Raw genomic sequence first — 15,272 nt, forward strand, 5'->3', positions numbered from 1 at the left:
CTTCTCGTTTGGAAGTGCTCAACCGACGCTCACGGTGACCGATCGGGTCGTCGGTGGTGCAACCCGCGCCGCCGACGACCCGAGGGGTGTGACGGTGCGCCGGTTCGGCATCGGTACCCGCCTGACGACGGCCTTCGCCGCGCTGCTCGCGCTGCTCGCGGTGAGCGCCGGCCTTGCCCTGCGGACGATCGTCGCCGGGCGCGCGGCCGCCGACGAGGTCCGCTCGCTGGAGCTGCTCACCGCGCAGGCCAAGGAGATCGGCACCCGGGCCGCGGCGCTCAACGGCTGGCAGGCCGGGTACATCAACGACTTCTACCGCCTCGGCCCGGCCCGCGCGCTGGCCGGGGACTCGGTCGCGTACAAGGTGTGGCAGCAGGAGGAGCAGCGCTTCGAGCGGTTCCTCGGCACGGTGCCGGAGGGTGCGCTGTCGGCGGCGGAGCGGGCGGCGCTCGGGCGCGTCCGGGCCGAGCTGGCCACCTACGTCGCGGTCAACGAGCGGCTCGTGGCCACCTACCGGCCGGGGACCTCGGCCGCCATGTTCGCCGGCGACCAGCTGGCGATGTACGACAGCTGGGACGCGTACTACCGGATCATGGTGGCGGCCCAGCACCTCGCCGCCTCCGTGGACGCGCGCAACGTGGCCGCGGTCGCCGCGTCCAAGCGCGACGAGCGGCGGGCCGAATGGGTGATCGGGATCGTGGCCGCGGTGGCGCTGCTGGTCGCGGCGCTGGCGGCGATCGCGGTGACCCGCAGCATCGTGCGCCCGGTCGCGCGGGCGCGTGACGCGCTGCGCCGGGTCGCCGCGCACGACCTCACCGTCGCCCCGGCCGACGCCGGCCGCGACGAGGTGGCCCAGATGAGCGCGGCCCTGGCCCAGGCGGTCGGCACGGTGCGCGGCGTGGTCGCCGACGTGACCGAGCAGGCCCGCGCCCTCACGGTCACCTCGGGCGAGCTCGACGCGGTCTCCGGCACGTTCGCCGGCACCATCGAGGGCACGTCGCGGCAGGCGGGCGCGGTCGCCGGGGCGGCCGAGGACGTCAGCCGCAACGTGGACACGATGGCGAGCGGGGCGGTGCAGATGGGAGCGTCGATCGACGAGATCGCCCGCAACGCCACCCAGGCGGTGCACGTCGCGGACGAGGCGGTGCGCACGGCCGGCGCGGCCAACCGGACCGTCGGGCACCTGGGCGAGTCCTCGGCGGCCATCGGGCACGCGGTGCGGCTGATCACGAGCATCGCGCACCAGACGAACCTCCTCGCGCTGAACGCGACCATCGAGGCGGCCCGCGCGGGCGACGCCGGGCGCGGCTTCGGCGTCGTGGCCGGCGAGGTGAAGGACCTGGCCCAGGAGAGCGCCCGCGCGGCCGAGCAGATCGACGAGCTGGTGCGGGCGATCCAGGGCGACACCGAGGCCGCGGTGGCCGCGATCGGACAGATCGGCGAGGTGATCGGGCGGATCAGCGAGTTCCAGACCTCGATCGCCGGCGCGGTGGAGCAGCAGAGCGCGACGACGGCCGAGATGAACCGTGGCGCGTCGGCCGCCTCGACCGGCACCGCGAGCATCGCCGAGCACATCCGCGACATCGCCGGCGCCACCGCGGGCGCCGCGACCGACGTCGGCCGGGCCCGCGCGGCCGCGTCCACGCTGCGCCGGATGTCGGGCACCCTCAACGACGCCGTCGGGCAGTTCAAGCTGTGAAGGGTTCTTCGATGCGTCCCATCGCGTTGGTACTGGCCGTGGCGCTCGCCCTCGCCGGTTGCACGAGCGTCGCGCCGGACGCCGGCCAGGTGCTCGGCGGCCTGGGCAGCGAGTCGATCCACGTCGGCGTCGCGTACGACACCACCGGCCGCGGCGACAAGAGCTTCAACGACGCCGCCGGAGCCGGCCTGGACCGGGCCAAGCAGGAACTGCTGGTCTCGGCGAGCGAGGTGACGGCGGCCGGGAACACCGACGACGCCCGCGCGGACGCGCTGCGGCACCTGGTCCGGGACGGCAGCGGGCTCGTGGTCGCCGTCGGCTTCCTCTACGCCGGGGCGGTCAGGACGGTCGCGGCCGAGCACCCGAAGGTCACCTTCGCGATCATCGACGACGACTCGGTGACCGCCGACAACGTGGTCGCGCTGCTGTTCTCCGAGGAGCAGGGCTCCTACCTGGTCGGTGTGGCGGCCGCCCTGGCCAGCACGAAGAACCGGGTCGGGTTCGTCGGCGGGGTCCGGGTGCCGCTGATCAAGAAGTTCGAGGCGGGGTTCACCGCCGGCGCCCGCAGCGTGCGGCCGGGGATCGCGGTCGACGTGGCGTACCTGAGCGAGCCGCCGGACTTCTCCGGTTTCAGCTCGCCCGACAAGGGCCGCGCGGCCGCGGCGCGACTGCTGGCCGGCGGGGCCGACGTCGTCTACGCGGCCGCGGGCGGCTCCGGCGGCGGGGCGTTCGCGGCGGTGGCGGCGGTGCCGGGGGCGTGGGCGATCGGGGTGGACTCCGACCAGTACCAGACGGCCGACGCCGCCGTCCGCCCGCGCATCCTCACCTCGATGCTCAAGCGGGTCGACAACGGCGTCTTCCAGGAGATCCAGGGCTTCGTGAAGGGCGACCGCGCGGGCGGCGTGAAGCGCTACGACCTGAGGGTCGACGGCGTCGGCTTCGCCACCTCCAACGCCGCGCTGCAGCCGTTCCTGCCGCGCCTCGACCAGGCGCGCTACGCGATCCTCGACGGAGCGGTGACGGTACCGGCGGCGTAGTTCCTGGCAAGTCGGGCCGCGCCCAGGGCCGGATCGGTCGCGGTGCCCACCGGTCGTCGCAGCAGGCCGAGGACGGCCCGGCGCACGGGAGTGTCGGCGACGAGCAGGCCGCCGCCCAGCACGACCGGCGCGGCCGGGGCCGCCAGCTCGTCCAGGGTGGCGACGAGGCGGGTCGCGGCCTCGGCCACGATCGCGCCCGCGTCCGGGTCGCCGGCGTCGGCCAGCTCGCACACGTCGGGGGCCAGGGCACCGAACGGGGGCAGCGCCTGGGCCCAGTGCACAAGCTCGTCGGGGTCGGCGGCGCCGGAGTGCCGGGCGACGCGGCGCGCGAGGGGCGTGTCCCAGCGCCGCACGGCCCGGCGGACCGCCTGCAGGCCCAGCCACAGCCCCGAGCCCTCGTCGCCGAGCAGCCAGCCCAGCCCGTCGGCCACGCGGGTCGTCTCCAGGCCGTCGACCAGGGCCGCGACCGCGCCCGTACCGCAGATGAGGACCGCCCCGGCCGCCCAGTCCCCGCCGGCCGCGAACGCCGTCACCGCGTCGCCCACGACGGGGATCGGGCAGCGCAGCCCCAGCGCCTCCCACTCGGCGGCGAACGCCCGGGCGATCGCCGGGTCGGCCAGGGCGCTGACCCCGGCCACCCCGACGACCCCCGCCACCACGTTCGCCGGATCGAGCCCGTTGAGCGCCGACCGCAGCGCCGACCCGACAGCGCGTGCGGCCGGCGGTCCGCTGGCCGCCGGGTTGCCGGGGCCGCCCGCGCCGCGTCCGAGCACGGTGCCATCCTCGTCGAGAGCCACCGCCTTCGATGCGGTGCCGCCGGCGTCCACGCCAACCACGACTGCCATGGCGTCGATGGAAACATAGAAAGTTCTTATTGACTAGAAGTTGAAGTGGTCGTAATTTTCATCGCCAAGGCAGAACGATGAAAAGGATGACCGACGGTGACGGGTGAGAGTGGCGGCCTGCTGGGCAGGCTTCGCATCGAGGGGCCGACCATGCCGGAGGCCCTGGCGAAGATCGCCGAGACGATCCTCGGAGATCCCGAGGAGGCGGCGCACGCCAGCATCGTCGACCTGGCCGAGCGCTCCGGCACCTCGACGGCGACCGTCACGCGGTTCAGCCGGACGCTGGGCTTCAAGGGGTACGCGAACCTGCGGGTGGCGATCGCGACCGAGACCGGCCGCGCGGAACAGGCCCGCTGGGAGACCGACATCTCCGGCGACATCGCACCCGGCGACCCGCTCGCCGACGTGCTCGGCGTGATCACCGCGGCCGACACCCGGGCGATCCACACCACCGCGGCGTCGCTGGACGTCGCCGCCGTCGAGCGCGTCGCCGAGGCGATCGCCGGGGCCGGGCGGGTGGAGATCTTCGGCTTCGGCTCCAGCGGCACCGCGGGCCGCGAGATGGCCTTCCGCCTGGAACGCATCCGGGTCCCCGTCTGGTACCGCTCCGACAGTCACACCGCGCTCACCAACGCGGCGCTGCTCGGCCCGGGCGACGTCGCGATCGGGCTGTCGCACTCCGGCCGCACCCGCGAGGTGATCGAGACCCTCGCCGAGGCCGCCGACCACGGGGCGATGACCGTCGCCGTCACGTCCTTCGGGCGCTCGCCGCTGGCCGAGGTGGCCGACGTCGTGTTCACCACCTCGGTCCACGAGACCACCTTCCGGGTGGCGGCCCTCTCCGCGCTGCACTCGCAGCTGCTGGTCCTGGACCTCATCTACGTCGCGGTGGCGCAGCGCACCTACGAGCGCACCGCCGAGGCCCTCGAGCTCACCGTGCGCGCCGTCGACGCGCACCGGTTGCCCGACACGACCAACACCCGCAAGCGACCACGGAGGGAAAAGCCGCTGTGACCATCAGAAGTGCCGACTACGTCGAGGTGATCCGGGCCGCCATCGAGCGCGTCGGGACCACGCAGGGCGACAAGGTGGCCCACGCCGCCGACCTGATGACCGCGACGGTGCAGGCGGGCGGGGTGATCCAGGCCTTCGGCTGCGGGCACTCCGAGGCGCTCGCCATGGAGATCGCGGGCCGGGCCGGCGGCCTGGTGCCGACGAGCCGGATCGCGCTGCGCGACATCGTGCTGTACGGCGGCGAACCCCTCAGCGCGCTGGCCGACCCGCAGCTGGAACGCACCCCCGCCGTCGCCCACAAGCTCTACGACCTGGCCCCCGTCAAGCCCGACGACACCTTCGTCATCGCCTCCAACTCCGGCGTCAACGGCGCCGTGGTGGAGATGGCGCAGCTGGTCAAGCAGCGGGGCCACGCCCTGATCGCGATCACGTCGCTGGAGCACTCCTCCCGCGTCGACTCGCGCCACCCGAGCGGCCAGAAGCTCGGCGACCTCGCCGACGTGGTGCTCGACAACGGCGCCCCCTACGGCGACGCGTCGCTGCCGCTGCCCGGCGGCGGCGCCGTCGGGGCGGTCTCCTCGATCACGGCCGCCCTGCTCGCCCAGCAGATCGTCACCGAGGTGGTGGCGCGGCTGCTGGCGCTCGGGGTCACGCCGCCGATCTACCTGTCCGACAACGTGCCGGGCGGACGGGAGCACAACGCCGCACTTGAAGCGCGGTACGCCGGGCGCATCCGGCGTACCGCATAAAGGAGAGAGAGCCTTGCCATGAACCCCTCACCTCTCAACCCAACTTATCCCAGCCGCCGCTCCCTGCTGAAAGGCGCCGCCGGCGTGGCCCTCGCCGCGCCGCTGCTCAGCGCCTGTGTGACGAGCGGCGGCGACGACGAGAAGCCGGCCGCCAACGCCGGGAACAAGAGCGCCGACAACCCGCTCGGGGTCAAGGACGACGCCCCGCTGGAGGTCGTGATCTTCAAGGGCGGCTACGGCGACGACTACGCCAAGCACGCCGAGGACCTCTACAAGGGCAAGCACGCGAAGGCGACGATCGACCACAAGGGCATCCAGAAGGTCGGCGAGGCGCTGCAGCCCCGCTTCGTGGCCAACACTCCGCCGGACGTGGTCGACAACACCGGCGCCGGCCGGCTCGACCTGGCCACGCTCGTCGGGGCCAAGCAGCTCTCGGACCTCGCCGAGCTGCTCGACGCGCCCTCGTTCGACGACCCGAACACCAAGGTGCGCGACACGCTGCTGCCGGGCGTGGTCGACGACGGCACCTTCGACAAGCAGGTCCTGACCCTGAACTTCACCTACACGGTGTGGGGCCTGTGGTACTCCAAGCCGCTGTTCGCGAGCAAGGGCTGGACGTACCCGAAGACGTGGGACGAGATGCTCACGCTGTGCGCGACCATCAAGGCCGCGGGCGTCGCGCCGTGGACGTACCAGGGCAAATACCCGGAGTACATCAACGACCCGCTGCTGTCGATGGCCGCCAAGATCGGTGGCGAGGCGCTGCTCAAGTCGGTCGACAACCTCGAGCCCAACGCCTGGAAGGCCGACGGGCTCAAGGCGGCCGCGGAGGCGTTCGCCGAGCTGGCCGGCAAGGGCTACATCATGAGCGGCTCGGAGGCGCTGTCGCACACCGAGGCCCAGGCCGCCTGGTGCCAGGGCAAGGCCGCGTTCATCCCCTGCGGCTCGTGGCTGGAGAGCGAGCAGAAGGGCGTCGCCCCGGCCGGCTTCGACATGGTCATGGGCGCGGTCCCGGCCCGCACGAGCAGCGACAAGATGGCCGGCACCGCGGTGCAGGCGGCGAGTTCGGAGTCGTTCCTCGTACCGTCGAAGGCCAAGAACGTCGCCGGCGGCATGGAGTATCTGCGGATCCTGTTCTCCAAGCAGTCGGCCAAGGCGTTCGCGCAGTCCGCGGGCACCCTGCCGGCCGTGGCCGGGGCGACCGACGGGCTGCAGCTCAGCAGCGGCCTCGGCTCGACCCGCGACGCCGTCACCGCGGCGGGCAAGGAGGCGTTCACCTTCCGCTTCCGCACGTGGTACGCCCCGCTGGCCAAGGCCGTCGACGACGCCACCGGCGAGCTGGTCAACAAGCGCGCCACGGCCGCCGAGTGGGCCGACCGGGTCCAGAAGGCGGCGGACGCGCTGGCGAAGGATTCCAGCGTCAAGAAGTACACCCGCTGATGAAACACGGCCGGGCCGGCTTCCTCATCGGTGCGCTCCTGCCCGCTCTGGTGCTGCACGTGCTCTTCGTGCTGTCGCCGTACGCGCAGGCGTTCTACCTCTCGCTCACCGACTGGACCGGCCTGAGCAGCAAGGCGCACTTCGTCGGGGCGGGCAACTATGCCCGCCTCGGCGGCGACTCCCTGTTCCTGGACGCGGTGCGCAACAACGCGGTCATGCTCGCCGTGGTACCCCTGGTCACCATCGGCCTGGGCCTGTTCCTGGCCAGCATGCTGCACGTGGGCGGGCGCGACGGGCGCAAGGGCATCGCCGGCTCGCGGGTCTACCAGATCGTGTACTTCTTCCCGCAGCTGCTGTCGCTGGTCGTCATCGCGCTGCTCTGGAGCTTCGTCTACAACCCGAACAACGGCCTGCTCAACGGGGTGCTGCGAGGTGTCGGCCTGGGCTCGCTGGCCCGCAGCTGGCTGGCCGAGCCGGACCTGGCCCTGCCGGCCGTGATGGCGGTGCTGGTCTGGTCGTCGGTCGGGTTCTACATGGTGCTGTTCAGCGCGGCGATCGACTCGATCCCGAAGGAGCTGTTCGAGGCCGCGCTGCTGGACGGGGCGAGCGGCTGGGCGACGTTCCGCACGGTGACGCTGCCGCTGGTGCGCGACACGGTGCAGGTCGCGTTCGTCTATCTCGGCATCGCCGCGCTCGACGGGTTCGCCGTGGTGCAGGTCATGACGGTCGGCCCGGGCGGTCCCGACGGCGCCACCGAGGTGATCGGGCTTTCGTTGTACCGCAACGCCTTCACCTTCGCGCGCTTCGGCTACGCGTCGGCCATGGGCGTCGCGCTGTTCTTCGCCACGCTGACGCTGGCCGTGCTCGCCCTGCGCGCGGGCCGCAAGGAGAGGATCGAGCTGTCGTGAAGCGCGCGCTGCCGCATGTGGCGATGCTGTGCTGGGGCGTGGTGACCGCGCTGCCCCTGCTGTGGGCGGTCATGAGCTCGTTCAAGACCGATGCGGCCATTCTCAACGACCCGTGGTCCGTGCCGACGGATCCGCAGTGGGGGAACTGGTCGCGGGCCTGGAACCAGGCCGACATCGGGCGGTACTTCTTCAACAGCGTCATCGTCGTGGGCGGCGCGCTGGTGCTGACGATGCTGCTCGGCGCGCTCGTGGCCTATGCCCTGGCGCGCTACGAGTTCCCGGGCAACCGGCTCGTCTACTACACGTTTGTCGCGGCCATGTTCTTCCCGGTGTTCCTGGCCCTCGTGCCGCTGTTCTTCGTCGTGCAGCAGATGCATCTGCTCGGCACCTATCAGGGCCTGATCCTGGTGTACGCCGCTTATGCCGTACCATTCACGGTCTTCTTTCTGCACTCGTTCTTCCGCACGCTGCCGAACGAGGTCGCGGAGGCCGCGTTCATGGACGGCTGCTCGCACGCGGGGGTGTTCTTCCGCGTGATGCTGCCGATGGCCCGGCCCGGGCTGGTGGCCGTCGGCATCTTCAATTTCCTCGGGCTCTGGAACCAGTATCTGCTCCCGCTGGTTCTCAATCCCGACCCGGACCGGTACGTCCTGGCGCAGGGATTGGCCTCCCTGTCGGTCAGCCAGGGCTACCGAAGCGACTGGAGCGGACTGTTCGCCGGCCTGACGATCGCCATGCTGCCGGTGCTCATCGCCTATGTCGCGTTCCAACGGCACATCCGCGCCGGAATGACCGCCGGCGCGGTCAAGTAACCGTTTGTTCTTCATTGTGGGGAGGACCCTGCCCATGCAAATCGGTATACGTCGATCTCTAGCGATCGCGTCCGGCATCGCGTTGGCCGGCGCGATCGGGGCGTTCGCGATCACCGCGGCCACCGTCGGCACCGCCAGTGCCGCCGCCAACAACTGCGGCTACCTGTTCGACGACTTCAACTACGGCTCGTCGTCCGACGCGTCGCTGACCGCGCACGGATGGGTGCCGCGCACCTACTCCGGCGGCCCGGGCGTGCCCGGCGCCACCTGGTCGGCCAACAGCATCACCTTCCCGACCAACGGCGGCCAGAAGGTCATGCAGCTCACCGCGTCCACGGACGGCACCAGCGGGGGCACCAACCAGGCCGAGCTCTACACCGCCCAGAAGCGGTACCTCGAGGGCACCTACGCCTCCCGGATCCGCTTCACCGACACACCGACCGGCGGCAACGACGGCGACCACATCAACGAGACGTTCTTCACGATCAGCCCGCTCAACGGCGACCTCGACCCCACCTACAGCGAGCTGGACTTCTCGGAGTACCTGCCCAACGGCGGCTGGGGCGAGACGGGCCCGATCAACTACCAGACGACCTGGTACACGTACCGCAACGACCCGTGGTACGCCGACAACGTCCACTCGGAGCAGCGCCGCAGCTTCGACGGCTGGCACGACCTGGTCATCACCGTCTCCGGCGGGCACGTCATGTACTACATCGACGGCGCGCTGATGGGCGACCACTCCGGCAAGTTCTACCCACGCCAGACGATGACCATCAACTGGAACCTGTGGTTCATCGACACCGCCGCGCACACCGGGGGCCTCTCCACGTACATCCAGCAGGTCGACTGGGTGCTGTACGCGAAGAACCAGGTCCTCACCCCGAGCCAGGCGACGGCACAGGCGGCCGCCTACCGCAGCGCGGGCAACGCGTTCACCGACACGGTGGACGCCTCCGGCCCGTGCGTGACGCCGACCGGCTCGGCCACCCCCTCCACCTCGGCCTCTCCCTCGAAGTCCCCGTCGGCGTCACCGTCGCCGTCGACCTCGACCCCGCCGGCCACGAACTGCTCGACCGCTCCGGAGTGGTCGATCAGCGGCGTCTACACGGCCGGCCAGACGGTCAAGCACGAGAAGAGCGCCAACGGCAACCCGAACGGCCCGGCCTCGGGTCAGGGCAAGCACCTGTGGCGCGCCAAGTGGTGGACGCAGGGCTCGGAACCGGGCTGGACCGCCAACTGGGAAGACCTCGGCCACTGCTGAGTATCTGGAGTTGAACCTTCTATCCTCCGGCCACGGGCTTCCCGCTCGTGGCCGGAGGCCGCTTCGACTACTGTGCGTCCCGGCGGTTCTGTACGGAGCGAATCGATCAAGCCGCGCGAGCCCTCGGATTTTTCTGCCCTGGGTAGGCTCAAGCAATCGGAACAGCACGCGCGACGGGCGGCTGCTATCTCTTCCTTGGGCGGGCCGCGGTGTTGGGCGGGCCGCGGTGTTGGGCGGGCCGCGGTGTTGGGCGGGCCGCGGTGTTGGGCGGGCCGCGGTGTTGGGCGGGCCGCGGTGTTGGGCGGGCCGCGGTGTTGGGCGGGCCGCGGTGTTGGGCGGGCCGCGGTGTTGGGCGGGCCGCGGTGTTGGGCGGGCCGCGGTGTTGGGCGGGCCGCGTTTACGTGGGCCGCGTTTGGATGTGCCGCCAGACCTCGTCCGGGACCTGATCGGGGGCGAAGTGTCCAGCGCCGGCCATGACTCCCGTGGTGACGTCCCTGACCCCGGCCGCACGTAGCCCGGCCGCGTACGCGGCGATGTCCCCGCCCTCGTGCTCGCCGCGTAGGTAGAGCAGCGGCGTCCGGACCTCGACGGGCGCTCCGTTCGCGGCCGCGTCCTGGGCGAACGCCCGGTACCACCGGAAGCCGGTGCCGAGCTTGCCCGCGTACGCGGCGGCGTAGCGTTCGCGGGACGCCTCGGGGACGGCGGCCGGGTCGGGGGACAGGACGTCGTAGAAGTAGTCGAAGTATTCGCGCTCGTGACCGCGGACCAGGAGCTCGGGCAGGTCGGGCACGGCGTGGAACCCGAAGTGCCAGATGTACGGGTTGCGCCGCACGTCCTCCCAGGGCGCCACCCCGGGGACGACGGTGTTCATGATGACGGCCCGGCGCAGCTCGTCGCCGTACGCACGCAGGTACGCGAACGTGACCATGCCCCCGCAGTCGTGGCCGACCAGCGTGACGTCGCGCAGCCGCAGCGGCCGGATCGTCTCGCGGACGGCGGCGGCCAGGGCGGCCTTCGTCCCGTCGGTTTCCAGGTCGAGCAGGTTGAGGGCGACCGCGAAGTGGCCGTCGGCGGCGGCCAGGCGCATGACGTCGCGCCAGCAGTCGGCGGTCTCGGGCCAGCCGTGCAGGAAGACGTACGCGGGTGCGGCGGGATCGCCCTCGTGGATGACGTTCATATGACCACGTTTACCCGGCCCCAGCGGTCAGGAACTGGCCGCAATCGGCCGTAGCGTCACCACCGTGCGGATTTCATTGCGAGCGCTCAACCGGACCTACCTGCGGCGGCAGCTGCTCCTCGGCGGCGGGCCGCGTGACGTCGAGGCCGTCGTGCGGCATCTCGTGGCGGTGCAGGCCCAGGAGGTCGACGCGCCGTACGTCAGCATGTGGCTGCGCCTGCCGGAGTTCGCGCACGACGGGCTTTCGGCCGCGCTGCGGGACCGGGTCGTCGTGCGCGGCGGCCTGCTGCGGGGAACCCAGCACATCACCGCCGGCACCGATTATCTCTGGTTGCGGCCGCTGCTCGCCGGCCGCCGGGGCAACGCCGGGCTCTCGCCGTTCCGCCAGCAGATCGAGGGGCTGGAGCTCGCCGAGATCGTGCGGGCGGCGCGGGAGATCATGGCTGGGCGGACGCTGACCCGGCCGCAGCTCGCGAAGGCGCTCGGGGAACGGTTCCCCGGGCGGCAGGGCATCCCGCTCGCCTGGGCCGCACAACATCAGCTGGCCATCATTCATCCGCCGCCGACCGGGACCTGGCGGCGGCGCGGGCACGTGCACTGCGCGCTCGCGGAGGAGTGGATCGGGGCGCCGTTGCGCGCGGACGGGGACGTGCGGGAGCTGTTCCGGCGGTACCTCGTTGGCTGCGGGCCGGCCACGATTCAGGATTTTCAGGTCTGGTCCGGGCTGCGCAAGATGCGCGAGGAGATCGAGGGCATGCGCGGCGAACTGCGCGTGTACGTCGACGACAGCGGGCGGGAACTGTTCGACCTGCCCGAACTCGGCATCGCCGACGGGGACGAGCCGGTGCCGGTGCGGTTCGTGCCCGAGTTCGACAATCTCGTGCTCAGCCACGAGGATCGCGCGCGCATCATCGTCAATGCGGCGGACCGGGCCGAAATCACGCCCGGGTACTCCGTGGTGAAGCCGACCTTTCTCGAGGACGGGTTCGTCGCCGGCACCTGGGCGGTCGAGGGCGGAAGGCTCGACATCACGCCGTTCCGGCCGTTGCGGGATGCGGCGGCGGTGTACGAACAGGCCGTACAACTGGCGGATTTTCTGCAGTTAGAACAGGGTCAGGGGACCGACCGGATTCGGCTCGGGTAGCGGCGGCAATTCCGGGACCAGCGCGCGCACGGCGGTGTGGAAGTCGCGGGCCAGCGCCGGTGCGTCGGCGTTGTCCGGGGTGTGGATGAAGAATGTCGGGGAACGGCCCTCGCGCAGCCATTGCGCGGCCTGGCGGACCCATCCCTGCCAGCCGTCGATCGTCAAATGTGCATCGTCGCGGCCGAGGTACCGCACGATCGGCCGCGCCGTCAGCGCCTTGGTCCGTCGAGGCAGGCGTGGTTTCTTCGTCCAAGCGTCGCGTTCGGCCTCGCTCGTCGGCGGCGCGGCGAAGAATGCCGTGGTGTCGAACGGCACCCATTCCGCCCCGGCCGCCGACAGCACGTCCTCCAGAAGCCCCGCGTCGCCGGCGAAGAACGCGGGATGGCGCACCTCGACGGCGCTGCGATAATCGGCCGGCAGACGGCGCAGAAACGCGGCGAGATGCGGGACTTCTTCGGGCCCAAAAGACCCCGGCAGTTGTACCCACAATGCGTGCACCCGCGCCCCCAGCGGTTCGATCGCCGCGAGGAAGGCGTGCAACTCCGCGTCCGCGCGCGGCGAGAGGCGGAACTCGTGCGTCACCGGCTTGGGCAGTTTGAGGACCATCCGGAAGTCGGGCGACGTCTGCTCGGCCCAGCCGCGCACGGTTTCCACCGTCGGCGTCGCGTAGAACGTGGTGTTGCCCTCGACCGCGTTGCACCACCCCGCGTACGCGCGCAGCCGCTCACCCGCCGGCAGCGGGTGCTCGACGAACCGGCCCTGCCACGCCTTCAGGCTCCACATGGCGCAGCCGACGTGCAGCGTGGGCCGGGTCTCGTCCATGGTCGACTACTGTACCCATGGCGCATCTATACCGCGTCGGCCTATAAATCCGGATATATCACCGCAGCAGCGATGCGAACTCGGCGCGCCCGTACGCCGTTCCCGCGATGCCCCAGCCGCCCTCGGCCGCCTCGGTCAGCAGTACCCAGGTGCGCTGCGCCTGCGTGGGATCGCCGCAGACCTCGGCGACGATGCGCGTCGCCTCCGCCACCAGTTCCCGCTGGCCGTCGCGCGACAGGACGCCGGGCGGCGTCACGACCTGCACCCGAACGGTGCGCGCGGCGTCGGTGGCTGCGGTGTGCACAGTGGACGGTGACATCCGGTGCAGGTAGGCGCCGGTGTTGTGGGTGTGCGCCGGGCCGGGGGAGTCGACGCCCTCGGCGTGCAGCAGGGCCGTGGTCAGCCGGGCGGCCAGCTCGCGTTCGGAGCCGGCGGGGAAGAGATCGTCAGCGGCGTACACGTCGATCATGGGCATGGTGCAGCACTCCCTTGTACGGGGCATTATGATGACTGTCATAGACGCTAGATTATGACGATCGGCATAGTCAAGTAGTGCAGAGGTACGGGAGTGAGGCAACCGGTGGCGGGCGAAGTGCGCGGCAACATGGTCGAGGGCGCCGCCCTCCTGCTGGCCAAGCAGGGGTTGCAGGCGACGTCGTTCTCGGAGGTGCTCAAGGCCACCGGCGCGCCCCGGGGCTCGATCTACCACCACTTCCCCGAGGGCAAGGACCAGCTCGTCGACGCCGCGCTCGACTTGGTGGCGGAGCGGATGCTGGAGGGGCTTGCGCAACAGCGCGGAGAAAGTGCCGAGGACATCACGTTGTACGTCATGCAGGCCTGGCGCTCCGTGCTCGAGCGCTCCGGGTTCGCGGCCGGATGTGCGGTGCTCGCCGTGACCGTGGCGGCCGACTCGCCGGAGTTGCTGCAGCGCGCCGCCGGCATCTTCCGGGCGTGGCGAGTGCGGCTCGGGGAACTGTACGTACAAGCGGGGTTCGAACCGGCACGGGCGGCGCGTTTCGCGGCGTCGGTGATCGCGGCCACCGAGGGCGCGGTCGTGATGTGCCGGGCGGAGCAGAGCCTCGAACCGCTGGAGCTGGTGGGCGAAACCCTTCTGGCACAGGCGAAAGCGCCCACCGGCTGAGCGCGACCGCGCGACCGCGCGACTGTGTAACCCGCGCGACCGTGCGACCGCGCGACTGTGCAACCCGCGCGACCGCGCGGCGAGACCGTGCCGGCTCTATCGCAAGCCGAAGCGCGCCGCCCGGGCTCTCGCGCAAGCCGAAGCGCGTCGCCGGTTGTCGCGCGGGCGGAGGCGCCTGCCGGCTGGACACCACTGCGCGCTGGTCGGGGAAACCGTTGCCGCACAAGCAAAGGCGCCCGCCGGCGAAACCGGCGGGCGCCCCTGGACGAACCGTCTTACTCGGCGGTGAACTGCACCCGGCGACGGCGGCGGAGCGTGAAGACCAGCGCCGCGCCACCCGCGACGAGGGCCGCGCCCGTGCCGACCATCGGCAGGGTGGTGTTCGAGCCGGTCACCGGCAGACCCGGGGTCGGCGAGCCCGACGGCGTGGCCGGCGGCACCGAGCGGGACGCCTCGGGCGTCGGGCTCGGGGACTTCGACGGCGACTTCGAGGGCGTCGGCGACGGGGTGGTCTTCGGCCCGCAGTTGCCGGGCAGGTTGACCGGGTTGCTCTTGAAGTTGGCCGGGTGACCGTTAGAGGGCCACACCTTGTTCGGCCCGTCCTGCCAGAGGCCGTCGACGCTCAGCACCAGGTTGTTCTTGGTGTCACCCTTGTACGTGGTGGTGAACGTGTCGGTGCCGTTCGCCTGCAGCGTGATGTTGCCGTGGGTCTCCCCGGTCGGCAGGATCTTGATGTTGGTCAGGTTGACCGGCTTGCCGTAGTCGTTGTGGACCGTCCAGGTCACCGTGTAAGTGCCGTTGTCGTCACAACTCGCCTTGCCGGCGGGCCCTGCACTGTGCGCGCTCGCGGGCGTAACGAAGAGGGTCGATAGGCCGACGGCGGCGGCTGCGGCGAAACTGCCGACAGCCACCCTCCTGAACAGCGTGTTTTTCACGTCGTCTCCTACGGGGTGGAACTTAGCGACGACACAACATAGAGCGGATGGCCACCTGGGCGACAGTCAGAAGCGCATGGAAATTTGCAACTGATCCAGGTATGTCCGGATCATCCGAAAAAATAATGGAGATCTATGCTGTTCTTAATCACCCGATGCGGTGAATCCGTTACACCATAAGCCCGAGCGCACCGTGGCGGTTCGGCCCATGTGGGCCCATGACGTGCGCAAGCTCGCGCCCGACGGCCCACGGCCATCGATGCCAGCGCGGCCCTTCCCGGGCCC

The 15,272-nt window shown here is 71.2% G+C and carries 15 protein-coding genes; 10 read left to right on the forward strand and 5 right to left on the reverse strand.

Features of this window, described 5'->3' with window-relative positions; all coding sequences use genetic code 11:
* The first annotated feature begins 34 nt into the window (after nt 1–34).
* Nucleotides 35–1,699 (forward strand): methyl-accepting chemotaxis protein, encoded by a 1,665-nt coding sequence (locus ACQP00_RS06030; RefSeq protein ID WP_433215533.1) that lies wholly within the window; start codon nt 35–37, stop codon nt 1,697–1,699.
* Nucleotides 1,700–1,710: 11 nt separating this feature from the next.
* Nucleotides 1,711–2,736 (forward strand): BMP family lipoprotein, encoded by a 1,026-nt coding sequence (locus ACQP00_RS06035; RefSeq protein ID WP_433215536.1) that lies wholly within the window; start codon nt 1,711–1,713, stop codon nt 2,734–2,736.
* On the opposite strand, the gene ACQP00_RS06040 is transcribed toward ACQP00_RS06035, so the two are convergent.
* Nucleotides 2,694–3,581 (reverse strand): N-acetylglucosamine kinase, encoded by an 888-nt coding sequence (locus tag ACQP00_RS06040; protein ID WP_433215539.1) that lies wholly within the window; start codon nt 3,579–3,581, stop codon nt 2,694–2,696. The two genes, ACQP00_RS06035 and ACQP00_RS06040, sit on opposite strands and share 43 nt — an antisense overlap.
* 96 nt (nt 3,582–3,677) lie before the next feature.
* Between ACQP00_RS06040 and ACQP00_RS06045 the strand changes: the two genes are divergently transcribed.
* The 6 genes from ACQP00_RS06045 to ACQP00_RS06070 all read left to right on the forward strand — a co-directional run bounded on the left by ACQP00_RS06045 (nt 3,678) and on the right by ACQP00_RS06070 (nt 9,768).
* Nucleotides 3,678–4,595 carry a MurR/RpiR family transcriptional regulator gene (locus tag ACQP00_RS06045; protein WP_433215542.1) on the forward strand — a complete coding sequence of 306 codons (918 nt, stop codon included), beginning with the start codon at nt 3,678–3,680 and terminating at the stop codon, nt 4,593–4,595.
* A 26-nt stretch (nt 4,596–4,621) separates the two neighbouring features.
* A complete protein-coding gene (locus ACQP00_RS06050) occupies nt 4,622–5,344 on the forward strand; it encodes a sugar isomerase domain-containing protein (protein WP_433223721.1) in 723 nt (240 codons plus the stop codon).
* Between the two features lie 84 nt (nt 5,345–5,428).
* Nucleotides 5,429–6,784, forward strand: coding sequence for an N-acetylglucosamine/diacetylchitobiose ABC transporter substrate-binding protein (ngcE, locus tag ACQP00_RS06055; RefSeq protein WP_433215545.1), 1,356 nt, complete (start codon nt 5,429–5,431; stop codon nt 6,782–6,784).
* Nucleotides 6,784–7,692: a carbohydrate ABC transporter permease gene (locus ACQP00_RS06060; RefSeq protein ID WP_433215548.1), complete on the forward strand. Its 909-nt coding sequence runs from the start codon at nt 6,784–6,786 to the stop codon at nt 7,690–7,692. Before ngcE ends, ACQP00_RS06060 begins: the two co-directional genes overlap by 1 nt.
* Nucleotides 7,693–7,715: 23 nt before the next feature.
* The gene (locus tag ACQP00_RS06065; protein ID WP_433223723.1) at nt 7,716–8,504 is read left to right on the forward strand and encodes a carbohydrate ABC transporter permease; all 789 of its coding nucleotides are present in this window, start codon (nt 7,716–7,718) and stop codon (nt 8,502–8,504) included.
* A gap of 34 nt (nt 8,505–8,538) precedes the next feature.
* Entirely contained in the window at nt 8,539–9,768 is a 1,230-nt protein-coding gene (locus tag ACQP00_RS06070) for a glycosyl hydrolase (RefSeq protein WP_433215551.1), read from the forward strand.
* Between the two features lie 397 nt (nt 9,769–10,165).
* Here ACQP00_RS06070 and ACQP00_RS06075 read toward each other — a convergent pair whose 3' ends face one another.
* On the reverse strand, nt 10,166–10,945 hold the full coding sequence (locus ACQP00_RS06075; protein WP_433215554.1) for an alpha/beta fold hydrolase: 780 nt from the start codon (nt 10,943–10,945) through the stop codon (nt 10,166–10,168).
* 64 nt (nt 10,946–11,009) lie between these two features.
* Here ACQP00_RS06075 and ACQP00_RS06080 point away from each other — a divergent pair, with 64 nt between their 5' ends.
* A complete protein-coding gene (locus ACQP00_RS06080) occupies nt 11,010–12,089 on the forward strand; it encodes a winged helix DNA-binding domain-containing protein (RefSeq protein WP_433215557.1) in 1,080 nt (359 codons plus the stop codon).
* On the opposite strand, the gene ACQP00_RS06085 is transcribed toward ACQP00_RS06080, so the two are convergent.
* Both ACQP00_RS06085 and ACQP00_RS06090 read right to left on the reverse strand, forming a co-directional pair.
* The gene (locus tag ACQP00_RS06085) at nt 12,048–12,872 is read right to left on the reverse strand and encodes a DUF72 domain-containing protein (RefSeq protein WP_433223725.1); all 825 of its coding nucleotides are present in this window, start codon (nt 12,870–12,872) and stop codon (nt 12,048–12,050) included. The genes ACQP00_RS06080 and ACQP00_RS06085 overlap by 42 nt on opposite strands.
* A gap of 97 nt (nt 12,873–12,969) precedes the next feature.
* Nucleotides 12,970–13,386 carry a tautomerase family protein gene (locus ACQP00_RS06090; protein ID WP_433215560.1) on the reverse strand — a complete coding sequence of 139 codons (417 nt, stop codon included), beginning with the start codon at nt 13,384–13,386 and terminating at the stop codon, nt 12,970–12,972.
* 105 nt (nt 13,387–13,491) lie between these two features.
* On the opposite strand from ACQP00_RS06090, the gene ACQP00_RS06095 reads away from it, so the two are divergent.
* A complete protein-coding gene (locus ACQP00_RS06095; protein ID WP_433215563.1) occupies nt 13,492–14,052 on the forward strand; it encodes a TetR/AcrR family transcriptional regulator in 561 nt (186 codons plus the stop codon).
* 275 nt (nt 14,053–14,327) lie between these two features.
* Here ACQP00_RS06095 and ACQP00_RS06100 read toward each other — a convergent pair whose 3' ends face one another.
* Nucleotides 14,328–14,837: an LPXTG cell wall anchor domain-containing protein gene (locus tag ACQP00_RS06100; RefSeq protein WP_433215566.1), complete on the reverse strand. Its 510-nt coding sequence runs from the start codon at nt 14,835–14,837 to the stop codon at nt 14,328–14,330.
* Nucleotides 14,838–15,272: the final 435 nt, after the last annotated feature.

The sequence above is a fragment of the Dactylosporangium sp. CS-047395 genome (assembly GCF_050942185.1).
Taxonomy (GTDB): domain Bacteria; phylum Actinomycetota; class Actinomycetes; order Mycobacteriales; family Micromonosporaceae; genus Dactylosporangium.